The sequence below is a fragment of the Anaerococcus rubeinfantis genome (assembly GCF_001487145.1).
Classification (GTDB): Bacteria; Bacillota; Clostridia; order Tissierellales; family Peptoniphilaceae; genus Anaerococcus; species Anaerococcus rubeinfantis.
The window spans coordinates 282,187-295,655 of record NZ_LN913016.1; the positions used below are offsets into that span (position 1 = coordinate 282,187).

Consider the following 13,469-nt stretch of genomic DNA (forward strand, 5'->3'; position numbering starts at 1 on the left):
ATTTTTGAAAGGAGAAAGCAAATGAACAGTAAAATGTGTGCTACTACTAACAGAGCTAAAAACTGGGAAAGTATAGATTTTTCTCTAGCAGAAAGCTATGTTAAAAAACTACAAATGCGTATTGTGAAAGCGTGGAAAATGAGTAAATATGGAAAGGTAAAATCCTTACAGCATTTACTCACAACTTCATTTTATGCAAAAGCCTTGGCAATTAAGAGGGTAACTGAAAACCAAGGCAAGAAAACAAGTGGTGTTGATGGTGAATTATGGCTAACATCACAGGCAAAGTATAAGGCGATAGAAAAGTTAAATTTAAGAGGATATAAACCTAAGCCTCTTAAAAGAGTGTATATACCAAAGAAAAATGGGAAGAAAAGACCTCTCAGCATTCCTACAATGACAGATAGAGCAATGCAAACCCTATATAAATTTGCACTTGAACCCATAGCAGAAACTACTGCTGATCCTAATTCTTATGGATTTAGGGCAAAAAGATGTACACAAGATGCTATCGAGCAGTGTTTTACATCACTCAATAAAAAGAAATCTGCAAAATGGGTACTTGAGGGAGATATAAAAGGTTGCTTTGATAATATAAGTCATGAATGGATATTAAATAATATCCCAATGAACAAGAAATTATTAAAACTTTGGCTTGAGTGTGGATATATAGAAAAACAAAAACTATTTCCAACAGAAACAGGAAGTCCCCAAGGCTCGCCAATATCACCTATTATTTCCAATATGGTATTAGATGGTCTAGAAAAAGCAATCAAAGAGAAATACCATAGAAGAACAGTAAATAAGAAAACATATTTCCCAAAGGTTAACTTTGTTAGATATGCAGATGATTTTATCGTTACAGGAGAAAGTGCTGAATTGCTTGAAAATGGTGTTAAGCCAATCATTGTAAAATTCTTGGCTGAAAGAGGTTTAGAATTATCAGAGGAAAAGACACTCATAACACACATAAATGACGGTTTTGATTTTCTTGGAGTTAATATTAGGATGTATAAAGATAAGTTGCTTACAAAACCATCTGATAAGAACTTCAAGGCTATTGTCGATAAAATCAGACGAATCATAAAGGATAATCCGTCAATGAAACAAGAAATTTTGATTAGAAAATTAAATCCAATCATTATAGGTTGGGTAAACTATCAGAAATATAATGTTTCATCTAAAGCCTTTGAAAAACTTGACTACGAAATATATAAAAGCTTGTGGACATGGTGCGTTCGTCGACACCCAAAGAAAGGTAGAAAATGGATAGCTAAGAAATACTTCCATACCATTGGAAATAGAACTTGGACTTTCAGTGTAGCAACTGGCGAGAAAATGGAAAATGGCGAGAAATACTATCTTCGTCTTAAATATGCTACAGATACTGATATTAAAAGATTTACCAAGATACAAGCTGAAGCAAATCCATTTGATGAAAATTGGCAAATATACTTTGAAGAAAGAGAAGAGTTAAAAATACGAAACGAACTTAAAGGACGTACAGTTATAAATAGACTGTATAAAACGCAAAATGGAATATGCCCTGTTTGTGGAGAGAAAATAACTATTGATACAGACTTTAGAGTACATCAAATAATTCAAAATAACATTACCCTTAAAACTTTAGTACACCCTTGGTGTCATAGAAAATTGCATATAAATGATGAAGAAAACACGCTGGCTCTTTAATTAGGGCTTATAAAAACTTGAGCCGTGTGAGGGGAAACTCTCATGCACGGTTCTTAGAGGGGAAAGGGATAGTAATATCCCCGACCTACTCGACCAGACAATAGAGAATAAGCAGAAATTCATTTCTCAAATTATGACTTCAAAAACTCCAGTAAGAGTTGCAGAAGATGTTGATGAAGCAAGTCTATCTTATTCAGAAATTAAGGCTTTAGCTACTGGCAATCCTCTAATTAAAGAAAAAATGGATTTAGATAACGAAGTTACAAAACTAAAAATGCTGGAAGCAAACTATAAATCTAATAAATATAAGCTTGAAGATAAGGTAAATAAAATTTATCCTCAAAGTATTTTAAAAACTGAAATGGAAATAAAAGCAGTTAAAGAAGACCTTGCAAATGTTGAGAAATTAGGAGAAGGAGATAGCAAATTCACTTCAATCAGTCTTGGGACAAATATAATTTTAGATAAGAAAGAAGCTGGAGAGAAGCTATTAGAAGAAATAAAGAAGGTAAAGATAAATGATAGCAAAGTTATTGGTAAATATAGAAATTTAGACTTACAAGTTTCATATAACTTTATGACTAATACTCACATCTTTAAACTACTAGGAAAAGCAGAATACTTTGGAGAGTTTTCAAACTCTACTGATGGTAATATAACAAGGCTTGATAATGCCATTGAAAAAATGCCTTCAAGACTTGAAAGGTTAAATCAAAATCTTGAAAACTATAAAGAATCTTTAGAAAATGCTAAAGTAGAACTAACTAAACCATTTGAAAAAGCAGATGAGTTAAGAGACAAGACACTAAGACTGGCTGAGATTAATAAACTTTTAGATATGGGAGAAGTAGAAGAATTAGAAAATGAGTCACCGTTATTAGAAGATTTAAAGAGGGCGATAGTTGATTATTCTAACTATGAGTTTTCAGAATCTAATAGCTATGAAGACTTTGACAAACTATACCCCGATTTAAGCCATATAGGACTTGCCTATACAGAAACACCTGATGGTAAGCACTCGATTCAATATGAGGTAAATTTGGAAGAAAAAACATGGACTCAGTATGTAGATAATGTAGCTATTAGAACAGAATCTTTTGTAGAGGAAGATATATCTAACTCACAAGCTATCAAAGATATGACCGAAGCTATAAAGATGTCTAGTTTTGACGATCTGGTATCAGTAGATGAAGAAGATTTAAAACAAGCTTTAGGCTTAGAAATAGATGATGATGGAAACTTCTATGATCCACTAGCAAAAGATCTCGACAATGATGGAATACCAGACAGGTATGACAATGATTTTAAAGATAGTGATTACTTTGAATCAACTTATGATGTAGATGATAATCTTCACGCAAGGGAAGAGAAACCATCGATATTAGGACAAATATTCAAATTCAAATCAGAAGAAGAAAAAGATAAAAATCAAGAAAAAAGTGAAAAAGGACAAGAACGATAAAGGAGGGCGAAAGGCTCTCCTTATTTAATACAAGGAGGAAATTATGGAATACAAAGATATTAGAGAAAATTTAGAAGAAATGATGAATGATAATTACAAGGACTTTATAAAAGCACTTGTGAGCATAGAAAAAGGTGTTAATGATGAAAAGGCACTTGAAGAAGTCTATGTTTTATTTATGATCAAAGACACAACAGGTCTATTAAATGATGACTTTGACTATATGATTGATGATATGAAAGAACAAGGTAAGATTGTTGAAAATATAAGTGATTTTGAAGAAAAAGATGATCTTATTAATCTCGTGGGTAATATAGCTGGCAAAGTAGAAAACCTTGAAAGAGAAAATGCTAATGGAGAAAAGTTTAAAGTAAGTAATTTTTCAATTGTTTCAAAAGATGACGATGGGAATAAAATTTATACCAATTGTTCAGCCTACGGAGATAAGACAAAAGATTTAGAGAACTTAAAGCAAGGTGATTTTGTTAAAATCTTCGGACAAGTAAAAACAAGTATTGATAACAACGGGAAGGAACATAAAAATGTTCGTATTTTGTCTTCTAAGCTCTTAAAAGCAAAAGAACAAGTAAAGAGTCAAGATAAAGATAAAAAGTCCATAATAGGGCAAATAAAAAGCTTTAAGACAGACGATAAAACTAAATCTAATAAGAAAAATCATAGCAAAGGCACAGAAAGATAAATATCGGCAGTCTTCGGACTGCCTTTATTTTTTTGCAAATAATCAATTATAATATTATCAATCGTAAATGTAATTACTTAAAATATGGCTATCGTATAATTTATAGGAGTGTCAAACAAAAGAACAAAACAGTTGCCATATTTGTGCTTAAATTACAACACATAATAGCAACTGTTTCGTATTTTCTGTTTAATTATTCAAAAATAAATAAACAGACTCATAAATCAGCTATTTAAAGAATTAGCAAAATAGGCTGATTGCGCTCTTAAGTGTACAAGATCCACTTGTACTAGATTTTCTAGATACAACTTTATCAGCTTTTTTTGATTGCATTTTTTGCAACTCTAGAATCTTCTTTGACATAAAGCATCCTCCTTTCAAAATATTTATAATAAATCACACATCAGAAATAAATATTTATCTGACATATGAAGTATTATACCAAAGTAATTATTGTTTGATTGTTGGAATCCACGTGTCTGTAGTATTGTTTAAGATGTCATATAGTAATAATAAAATACCAGATGTACCAGAAAAAACATCATTGGAGAATTTATAGGAAAATTCTCCAGGAACTAAAATTTCATTATCATTATAGGATAAAAACAATTCTAATAAAGATAAAGATTTATTTATTAAAGCTGTTTTATTATCTGTTGCGTATGTGGATAACAATACCATACTACCAACGCCTCTAAATAAACCGACTCCATAGAAATTTGTAGTATTAATATTTATTAGTATTTGTTCAAATTGATTATCATAATCATGAATGCCTATTTTTTGAAATTCTTTTATACAAATAGCTATACCAGTAGAACCGCCTAACAAGTATGGTGACAAGATTGAATTATATTCTGTGTATAAGGCATCATCAAATTTACATTTAGCAAGATCCTTTTTTATAGCAAATGAGCATAATTAATGTATATGTCTCTATTTGTTAATTTATATAGATTGATTAAAAAGTATGATATACTTGTCCATCCTGTTAACAAACCGATTGGAGAAAAATCATCTATAGGTTCTATTTCAAAATATTTATCTGTTAAGTTTTGAATCATTTTTCTTCCGATTTCTTCAACTAAATATAAAATATTTAAGTCGTTAGTTACTCTATAATATTCAATCAATGAAAGTCCTATTCCAGAAAGTCCTGATAATAGGGTGATATCATGACTATTTAAATCTAGTTCATCAGTAACTTCTTTAAATAATTTATTTGCACTCTCTTTTAAATCAATATTATATAATATTGAGGCAATGCCTGATTTTCCAGTAAACAATCCAAGGTCATTATATTTTTTAAAATCACAGAATTTATCAATCCAATCTAGTGATGAATCATTTAGTTTATTATATTTATACAATGTATAAATATTTCCAAAAGATCCATATAAAAAATTGTACATACCTAATTCGGTTTCGTATTGTCTAATATCTCCATGAAATAATTTTATAGAATTATAATTTGCATCTTGTTCAAGTGTATACAATAATGAATTTTTTATCTCCATAATTTTATTTATACTAATCTCTAAAATATTATTATTTTCTGTAAGGAGTTTGATATAGTCATCTCCAAAAGATAATAAGTTGGAACATTTATAGATGTACTCATAGAATTTATTAGAAATAGAGGGACTAAAAGTTTTTTTAATATGATTAAAATGATTTGCTATAATTGTTTTATTAATGCTGGATATTGGACCAATAGGTAAAAAGCAATACCAAGCAATGTTAATTAAAGCAATAATATCATTTTCTTCAGATGTCTTTGCTCTTTTATCCATAAATCCTGGAGTTCTTATATTTAGAGAGTTATCAGCATTTGCATCAGATGCAACTTCTAAATCTATAATAGTGACTTCATCTTCATCATTTATTATTATATTATTTGGTTGTAAATCACCTATAGCAACATTTTTTGAGTGTATCTCATTTATTATGTCCAAAAGTTTATTAAGAATATTGATTATTCTATTAGCGTATGAATTTCTTGTTGTAGAATCACCAATAAAAGGGAAATTAAGCCTTATCCAGTCATCTACAACATAGCCATCAATATATTTTTCTACAAGGTAATTGTTTTCCCATTCTTTGAAAAACTCTATAGGCTCTACTACGCCTTTTACATCAAATAATTTTGAGAGATATTTAAACTCTCTACTAATTCTTGTAAATGCATCAATATTTTTTCCATCTAGCCCGGCTGACAATCTGCCCTCTTTTATAATACATTTACTATGGGTATTAATGCTTTTAGCTAAGTACACACCTCCACCGTTGCTAAAGTGTATAACGTCAATAATTTCATACTTGTTTAAATTAGATAATTCTTCATCGTCAATAATATATTCATTTTCTATTTTTTGGATAAAAGATGGCTCTTTAATAAAATCAGGAAGTTTATAATAAGGGTCTCTATCATCTACAATTAGATTGCCTTCAGGCGTATAAATGTAATAATTATTTTGATCATTTACCTTCTTAATTGTTTTGAATCCACCATAGCGAAAATACACGTTACCGTCTCTCCATCTTTTATCAGTTAGGATATATGGACCATTCTTAAATCCGAGTAAAGAGTTATGTAGAATATCTAACAAAAGTATGAATTGTTCTTCAGAGTTAGGGTAGATAGTAATAAACTTTCCAGAAGAACTTCTATCAGCATATTTAACATTCTTAAACTTTAATTCACCATGAGTTCTTACAAATTTAAAAGAGACATTATAATTGAAGCAAATTTTTGATACAATATTAAGTATATCTTGTGATTCTGATAATATCGCTGATATATGTATTTTCCATCCCTGAGTTAATAGATGGGGATATTTCATTCGAATTTCTTTCCAGTGAAGATCTTCACTATAATAAATATCAAACTTATCTGAATTATTCTTAAAAATTTCGGGTAGAGTAAAAGCTACATCGTTTACCGTGAATTTTGTATAGTATTTTTCGTCATCTAATAGATATTCAAAATATCTTAAATCCATACAACGACCTCCTTAATACATATTAGTATTACTATTTATAGTATAACATGGTAATTAACAATATTCAAAAAAATGTTAATATCAAGAATTAAAGAGCATACATCTTGACATTTATTATTATACCTCATATAATATAGATATCAATATTATACGTTGTATAGTATTATATTGATTAGTTGATAAACTTATAATTAGGTCATAGTTTATAAAAAGAAAGAACTAAAATTAAATAAATTTTAAAGCATTAACAAATATGGTTTTGTAATAAATGAAACGGAATAGTTTTGAAAGGATATGATGCAATACAGATGTTTGAAATAGATACTCGAGTTTTAGAGCTATGTGTTTTAATAGCAATCGATAAAGAAGATACCTATGGGTACAAGTTGACCCAAGAGTTATCAGATGAATTTAATATTTCAGAATCTACCGTTTATCCAGTATTAAGAAGGTTGCAAAAATCCAATTATCTTGCAACATATAATAAATCCATAAATGGAAGAAATAGGCGATATTACACTTTAACGGATGATGGAAAAAAAGAATTGGAGAAGCAATTAGAAAGCTGGTCAAAGTATAAAAATACAGTAGATGATTTTATTATGAAAAGTAAGGAGGGTAGAGATGATTAGGAAATCTTTTTTACAAACTTTGGATAAAAAATTAAAGAAATTTGATAACAGAGAAAGAGAAGAGGCAATTCTATTTTACTCAGAGTTATTTGATGAAATGAATTTAGCGGATGAAGATCAAATACCAAATCAATATGATGTAAATAAAATTGCTAGGGATTTAAATTTATCTATGAAAATAGATAATTGGGAAGATGAAAACAGTTCTATTAAGAAAATTTTTAAAGGGATACCAATAATTACCTTAAGTATTTTATCACTACCAACAATTTTGGTAGGATTAATAGTATTCTTGGCTTTGTTATTTACAGCTATTTTTTTAATAGCTGCTACTTATTTCACGGTAATCTTATTGGTTATTGGAACAGTAAAAAAATTCTTTTTAGGTGGATTTTCGATAGCAAGTTTATGTTTGCTACTGGGAGTAATACTTTTAGTTATTTCAGCAACAGGGATATTGATTGAAATAATTAACCTAATTGGGAAATTAATAATAAAAAGAATCAAGGAAAGAAATATCAATAGTTAGAAAGGGGTTTCAATATGAAAAAGAAATTATGGATTACCTTGGCATTAGGTATAGTTTTAACTCTTGTCGGATGCAACATGGGAGGAAAGCTAAATCTAAAATTATCTGAAGATGAATATTATATTGACAAAAAGGGATTAGATCCTGTAGTGGCATCTAGTTATTCAGAAACAAAAACATTTGAAAAAATCAAAGAATTACAAATTGATACAAATATTACAAATATAGAGTTAATATCCAATACAAGTGAAAATTACAATGTAGAGATTGAAAATTTAAAATCAGAGTATGTGAGTCCTATAGAGGTCGAAGAAAAAAATAGTGTAATTAGTATCTCTAACAAGCTATTAAAACAAAAACCAATAGGAATACTAGACGAAGAATCATCTAAATTGAAATTGGTAATTGAGGGACCTATCGAAAACATAGATAAGATTTCTATAAATAATAGAGTTGGTTCAATAAGTATTAAAGATGTAAAGCTTAAGAATGTAGGGATTAAGGGTAATGCAATTGATGTTGATTTTACTGATTCAACGATTAACAAATTAAATCTTGAATTAGAATTATCAGATTTAAGTATGAGTTCTACAAATATTAGTGATAGTAAACTAAATTTAAATAAATCTCGAATCTTTGGAGAAAAAAATGAGTTTAAAGGAGACAACATATTGAATTTCTCTATTGTTGAAGGCGAACTTGGTTTAAAAAATTATGATGAGATATTTAATAAAAATACGCCCAATAAAATAAAATTAGAAGGTAAACTAAATAGATTTGAGTTTATCAATGAGAGGTGAAAAGATCATGAAATATATTAAAGCTGAGATTTTTAGAATTTTTCATACAAGAAATTATCTTAAATTTATCGCTGCTACTACATTGATATTATTAGGAAGTATGATTTATTCATCTATAGACTCTAATTCTGGAGAATATTTTGAATCTATGGAAACCTTTTTAAAGATTGTTAGTATTATAATTTCAATTTTTTTCAGTGTAACTATTTTTAAGAAAAAAGATATTAAAGTAGAGCTACTGTCAATGGGGCTTAGTAGAAAGCACATATTTGTATGTGATCTTATTACTTTACAAATTTTTACTCTTTTTTCTATAGTAATAATGGGAGGATTGATTTTATTATTCAGTTTATTAAAAAATCTAGTGGGATCTGATTACACTGGAGGATCATGCATCGGATTTGTCTATTTCTTGATTAGAATGATAATATTGATGATAAATGTAAACAATGGTGTTATGGGTTTAACTTATTTGTTAAACAATGTGGCTCTTGGAATTGCAACTTCCTTTGTAATAATCCCATCAGTTTTTCAAATAGGAATGTATATGACTGAAGGAAAAATCTACGATGTATTTAATAACCTTCTTCTAATACAACCATTCAAGCTATTAGATTTAGGATTGGCTACAGAGCAAATTGGAAATAGCTTTATGAAGACAGCTGGTATTAGTTTTGTTTTTGTCTTTGTAATTTATCTAATGAGTGGATATGTAAGATTTAGTAGAAAAGAAATCAATTGAGGTGGATTATGGATGCTATAGTTAAAACAGATAATCTTTCAAAAAAATATAATGACAAATACGCTTTAAATAACTGTTCGCTAACAGTGAATAGAGGAGATATCTATGGTATAATTGGTAAAAATGGTGCTGGAAAATCAACACTGATGAAAATTATCTGTGGAATTACCGAGAAAACTAAAGGTGATTATGAATTGTTTGGAGGAAAGAATATTTCAGAAGGAAGAAAGAAAATTGGAGCAATTTTGGAAAATCCAACTTTGTTTGGTAATTTGACAGCTAGGGATAATTTGAGATATTTTGCAATTCAAAAAGGCATTACTAATGAGAATACTATAAAGAAATCTTTAGAATTAGTTGGATTAAACTACGATGATGGTAAGGTAGTTAAAAACTATTCAGTTGGTATGAAGCAGAGATTAGCTTTGTCTGTGTGTCTTTTAGGGAAACCAGAACTTCTAATTTTAGATGAACCTATCAATGGAATAGATCCTAAAGGTATAGTAGAAATAAGAAGCTTATTAAAAAGACTAAATAAGGAAAATGGAGTGACTATTATTATTTCTAGTCATGTGCTTCCAGAGTTGGAAAACTTGGTAAATAAAATAGCGATTATTAATGACGGTCAAGTGATAGATAAATTAAGCTTGGATGATTTGCATAACAGAGATTTTGATTATATAGAAATCTGCACTTCAGATATTGATAGAACAGTAGAAATATTAAAGGAACAGGAAATCTCCAAAATTGATATTCAAAATGACAGGATTCGAGTTAAAGAAAATATAGAAGACAGTTCAGAGGTTGTTAGTCTATTAGTTAATAATGGCATTAAAGTCTATGAAATTTTTAGAAAAGAAGAGACATTGGAAGAATTTTATTTAAGAAATATAAGCTAATTATTTTAGTAGGGGTATAAAGATGATAAAAATATTAAAAAAAAATATTAAAGAAACAATTATTCTTACATTGTTATCTAGTTTTTTTGTTTTAGCTAGTACGGTAGGTGCATTGTTAATAGCTAAAAGTATTGATTTTTTATTAAAACAGAATTTTTATCAATTTTTATACTATATTTTATTGTCTTTTATTGCTTGGATATCAGGTTTATTCTCAAATTATATTCGTAGAATTAAAGAAGAGACTCTAACACAAAAAATTTGTACTGATCTGAGAAGTGCTGCTATTAAGAAGCTGGTTTCAGAATTTTCAAGTAATTCAAAAAAAGATAAGTTCGTAAATTATGATGAATATGTAAATTTATGTACAAATGATATAGAAATAATTAGTGATGGGATAGGTTGTTTTTTTGAGTTGGTTTCAATACTTAGTGGAGTAATTTTTTCAAGTTTAGCATTGTTTAGTTTTCATTATATTATTGTGTTAACATCTATATTGTTAGGCTTAATTATTTTGGTGATACCTAAATTTTTTGATGATAAAATATCTGATGAAATCAACAATGTATCAGAAAAATATAAAGAGTTGCAATCAAATTCTTTTAATATGATAAATGGGAGTCATATACTAAATAATTATTCTTCATTGAAATTAATGTTAGGAGTAATAAAAAATCATTCAATCTCCTTAGGAAATGATAAAATAACATTAGAAAAAAATTTATCTAAATTATGGATTTTGATAAATTTTTTGAATACATTTAGTCAAGTTTTATTAATTTTTATATCAGGATGGCTGGCTTATAATAAAATTGTAAGCTATGGGATAATAATTTCAGTAGGGAATTTATCAAATCAATTATTTAATTCATTGCAATCATTTGGAGAAGTTTATTCTAAATATATTTTATCAAAAGCTATATTAAGAAAATATGACTTAGATTTACAGGTGAAAAAGGTAGATAAAAGCGAGATGATATTTTCTGATAAAATTATAACTAGTAATCTATCTTATTCTTACAATAATAAAGAGAAAATTAATTTTCCAGACATATGTATTAAAAAAAATGGAAAATACATAGTTATAGGTGAGAGCGGAACAGGTAAAACGACGTTAATGAAAATAATTTCCTCTAATTTATTATCGTATGAAGGGAATATATTTTGGGATGGTAAAAATTATAAAGAAATATCGTCCCAATTGATAAAAAATTCAATAGCATGTGTAAGTTCGGATGATTATATATTTAATATGAGTATAAGAAATAATATCATTTTGGATAAAAAATATGACGCTGAACTACTCTATAATGTAATCAAAAGAACAAAAATTGAAGATTTTATAAAAGATTTACCTAGAGGTTTGGAAACAGAACTGAAAAGTAACAATCTTACCCTTTCAGCAGGTCAAATTCAAAGAATTTGTTTAGCAAGAGCATTATACTCAGAAAGGGATTTGATTTTTATAGATGAAGGGACAGCAAATTTGGATATTAAAAATTCAGAATATATAGAGAAAGAATTGTTTTTAGATTCAAATTTAACTGTTGTAATGATTACTCATAGACTAAATGATAATATAGCTATGTTGTCAGATAACATATATACTTTGTAAAAAAATGGGAATGTCAACTTTTATGAGTAATAGTTTATATAAAGAATTGACTTCCCCTAATTTTTTATCTTTCTACTTCATTCCCATAATAATTTTCATAGTTTTTCCTATACCGAACAAGGTCAGAAAATTGTTCTTTATTCAAAGAATACTCTTGCATAAGGGTGTTCTTTTTTTCTTGCAATTCATCAAGTTTGTATAGTATTTCTTTTGTATTTGGAAGCTTTTTATATCTTTCTAATATTTCTTTAGCGGCTATTTTGTAGACAGAAAGTTCGCTATAATACTCATCTGAAAATTGCTTATCTTCAGGATTTTTCTTATGGTATTTATAGATTTCACGATACTTGTTTATAGTATTTATATTTTCCATATCTTGGGATAAACTCTTCATCTCAGTTTCAATTTTCTTTATTTTATCTAACAAGTCTTGTCTATCATCAGCAGATTTTTTGATAAGATCATCGAGTTGTGTAATTGAATTAATTCCTTGCTCTCTTAATTTAATTATTGAATCAGCCATTGTTTTGATATTGTGTTTTCTTGCCCAGACTTCGTAACCTTTAGATGATTGAGCTTTTTTATTAGTAGATATATCAATAACATTTCCTACACGTTTTTTAATAGTATTAGCTTTGTTTTTAATAGCTAAATCTATTCTTTCTTTGATTTTTTCTTCGGTATAATCTTCTCCGATAGTCTTAGCTCTTGTAAATCTTTGTTTATCTTTATGACGAAAAGCAATGTGTTTACCAAACTTAATTTCATAATCAATAGACTTCATATTTTCTAAAAATTCTTCCCAAGATTTAGACTTATTAATCATTCTATCTATATCAAATTGCAGTTTAGACTTCCAAGAATTTCCTTTCTTGTTTTGGTCATATTCGTACCAAGATTTACCAGCAGTTTTATATTTTCTCTTGTAAGCTTCATAATATTCATCAATGACTGAAAGCTTATTTTCTTTACATAATTCGTCACTTTGATACCTGATTTTGTGGTAAGATTTTTTGTTAGACTGGTAGCATTTACCAGTCTTGTAATTAACATTATTAAAAATAATATGGTTATGGATATGCCCTCTATCTATATGAGTTGCAAGAACAAATTCATAATCTTCTTTTAAAATTTTCTTACATAATTCCATTCCAATTTCGTGAGCTTTTATAGGATCAACCTCTCCAGGTAGAAAAGATTGAATTAAATGTCTAGCCAAAACTGTACCTTTAGTATCATTGTCTTCTCGTGTTTTCATAAACTGAATATGAGCAGTAGATGGATGACATTTAAATGAAGATACCAAGATTTTTTCATCAGTTTTTTCACTCCTAGTTATATAATCTATTGCCAAATTTAGAGTTGATTTTATAGGATGTATTTTTGTAATTGCCAT

At 28.2% G+C, this 13,469-nt stretch carries 13 protein-coding genes; 9 read left to right on the forward strand and 4 right to left on the reverse strand.

The features are described from left to right. Positions 1–21: 21 nt before the first annotated feature. The 3 genes from ltrA (at position 22) to BN3265_RS02255 (ending at position 3,854) form a co-directional block, all read left to right on the forward strand. The gene (gene ltrA, locus BN3265_RS02245; RefSeq protein WP_058989945.1) at positions 22–1,692 is read left to right on the forward strand and encodes a group II intron reverse transcriptase/maturase; all 1,671 of its coding nucleotides are present in this window, start codon (positions 22–24) and stop codon (positions 1,690–1,692) included. A 133-nt stretch (positions 1,693–1,825) separates the two neighbouring features. Continuing rightward, the gene (locus BN3265_RS02250; RefSeq protein WP_058989946.1) at positions 1,826–3,154 is read left to right on the forward strand and encodes a hypothetical protein; all 1,329 of its coding nucleotides are present in this window, start codon (positions 1,826–1,828) and stop codon (positions 3,152–3,154) included. A gap of 43 nt (positions 3,155–3,197) precedes the next feature. Then, on the forward strand, positions 3,198–3,854 hold the full coding sequence (locus BN3265_RS02255) for a hypothetical protein (protein WP_058989947.1): 657 nt from the start codon (positions 3,198–3,200) through the stop codon (positions 3,852–3,854). 240 nt (positions 3,855–4,094) lie between these two features. Here BN3265_RS02255 and BN3265_RS09580 read toward each other — a convergent pair whose 3' ends face one another. From BN3265_RS09580 to lanKC, 3 genes are all read right to left on the reverse strand, one after another. Beyond that, a complete protein-coding gene (locus tag BN3265_RS09580) occupies positions 4,095–4,217 on the reverse strand; it encodes a class III lanthipeptide (protein WP_187367052.1) in 123 nt (40 codons plus the stop codon). A gap of 87 nt (positions 4,218–4,304) precedes the next feature. Next, positions 4,305–4,697, reverse strand: coding sequence for a lanthionine synthetase LanC family protein (locus BN3265_RS02260; protein WP_058989948.1), 393 nt, complete (start codon positions 4,695–4,697; stop codon positions 4,305–4,307). Between the two features lie 59 nt (positions 4,698–4,756). Beyond that, positions 4,757–6,856 (reverse strand): class III lanthionine synthetase LanKC, encoded by a 2,100-nt coding sequence (gene lanKC, locus BN3265_RS02265; RefSeq protein ID WP_058989949.1) that lies wholly within the window; start codon positions 6,854–6,856, stop codon positions 4,757–4,759. Positions 6,857–7,140: 284 nt separating this feature from the next. Between lanKC and BN3265_RS02270 the strand changes: the two genes are divergently transcribed. The 6 genes from BN3265_RS02270 to BN3265_RS02295 are packed head-to-tail and all read left to right on the forward strand — an operon-like array spanning position 7,141 to position 12,073. Then, positions 7,141–7,488 carry a PadR family transcriptional regulator gene (locus BN3265_RS02270; RefSeq protein WP_234411444.1) on the forward strand — a complete coding sequence of 116 codons (348 nt, stop codon included), beginning with the start codon at positions 7,141–7,143 and terminating at the stop codon, positions 7,486–7,488. Beyond that, complete coding sequence (locus BN3265_RS02275) at positions 7,481–8,017, forward strand: DUF1700 domain-containing protein (protein ID WP_058989950.1); 537 nt, start codon at positions 7,481–7,483, stop codon at positions 8,015–8,017. The genes BN3265_RS02270 and BN3265_RS02275 overlap by 8 nt, the downstream gene beginning before the upstream one ends. Before the next feature lie 14 nt (positions 8,018–8,031). Then, entirely contained in the window at positions 8,032–8,817 is a 786-nt protein-coding gene (locus tag BN3265_RS02280; protein WP_058989951.1) for a DUF4097 family beta strand repeat-containing protein, read from the forward strand. A gap of 7 nt (positions 8,818–8,824) precedes the next feature. Further along, on the forward strand, positions 8,825–9,559 hold the full coding sequence (locus BN3265_RS02285; RefSeq protein ID WP_058989952.1) for a hypothetical protein: 735 nt from the start codon (positions 8,825–8,827) through the stop codon (positions 9,557–9,559). Positions 9,560–9,567: 8 nt separating this feature from the next. Next, positions 9,568–10,458 (forward strand): ABC transporter ATP-binding protein, encoded by an 891-nt coding sequence (locus BN3265_RS02290; protein ID WP_058989953.1) that lies wholly within the window; start codon positions 9,568–9,570, stop codon positions 10,456–10,458. Positions 10,459–10,480: 22 nt separating this feature from the next. After that, complete coding sequence (locus BN3265_RS02295; RefSeq protein WP_058989954.1) at positions 10,481–12,073, forward strand: ATP-binding cassette domain-containing protein; 1,593 nt, start codon at positions 10,481–10,483, stop codon at positions 12,071–12,073. A gap of 64 nt (positions 12,074–12,137) precedes the next feature. Here BN3265_RS02295 and BN3265_RS02300 read toward each other — a convergent pair whose 3' ends face one another. Beyond that, the gene (locus BN3265_RS02300) at positions 12,138–13,469 is read right to left on the reverse strand and encodes a relaxase/mobilization nuclease domain-containing protein (RefSeq protein WP_058989955.1); all 1,332 of its coding nucleotides are present in this window, start codon (positions 13,467–13,469) and stop codon (positions 12,138–12,140) included.

Excerpts from the sequence above, each read along its gene's own strand:
- ltrA (WP_058989945.1), top strand. The coding sequence starts at position 22 with ATGAACAGTAAAATGTGTGCTACTACTAACAGAGCTAAAAACTGGGAA.
- BN3265_RS02250 (WP_058989946.1), top strand. The coding sequence starts at position 1,826 with ATGACTTCAAAAACTCCAGTAAGAGTTGCAGAAGATGTTGATGAAGCA.
- BN3265_RS02255 (WP_058989947.1), top strand. The coding sequence starts at position 3,198 with ATGGAATACAAAGATATTAGAGAAAATTTAGAAGAAATGATGAATGAT.
- BN3265_RS09580 (WP_187367052.1), bottom strand. The coding sequence starts at position 4,217 with ATGTCAAAGAAGATTCTAGAGTTGCAAAAAATGCAATCAAAAAAAGCT.
- lanKC (WP_058989949.1), bottom strand. The coding sequence starts at position 6,856 with ATGGATTTAAGATATTTTGAATATCTATTAGATGACGAAAAATACTAT.
- BN3265_RS02275 (WP_058989950.1), top strand. The coding sequence starts at position 7,481 with ATGATTAGGAAATCTTTTTTACAAACTTTGGATAAAAAATTAAAGAAA.
- BN3265_RS02280 (WP_058989951.1), top strand. The coding sequence starts at position 8,032 with ATGAAAAAGAAATTATGGATTACCTTGGCATTAGGTATAGTTTTAACT.
- BN3265_RS02285 (WP_058989952.1), top strand. The coding sequence starts at position 8,825 with ATGAAATATATTAAAGCTGAGATTTTTAGAATTTTTCATACAAGAAAT.
- BN3265_RS02290 (WP_058989953.1), top strand. The coding sequence starts at position 9,568 with ATGGATGCTATAGTTAAAACAGATAATCTTTCAAAAAAATATAATGAC.
- BN3265_RS02295 (WP_058989954.1), top strand. The coding sequence starts at position 10,481 with ATGATAAAAATATTAAAAAAAAATATTAAAGAAACAATTATTCTTACA.
- BN3265_RS02300 (WP_058989955.1), bottom strand. The coding sequence starts at position 13,469 with ATGGCAATTACAAAAATACATCCTATAAAATCAACTCTAAATTTGGCA.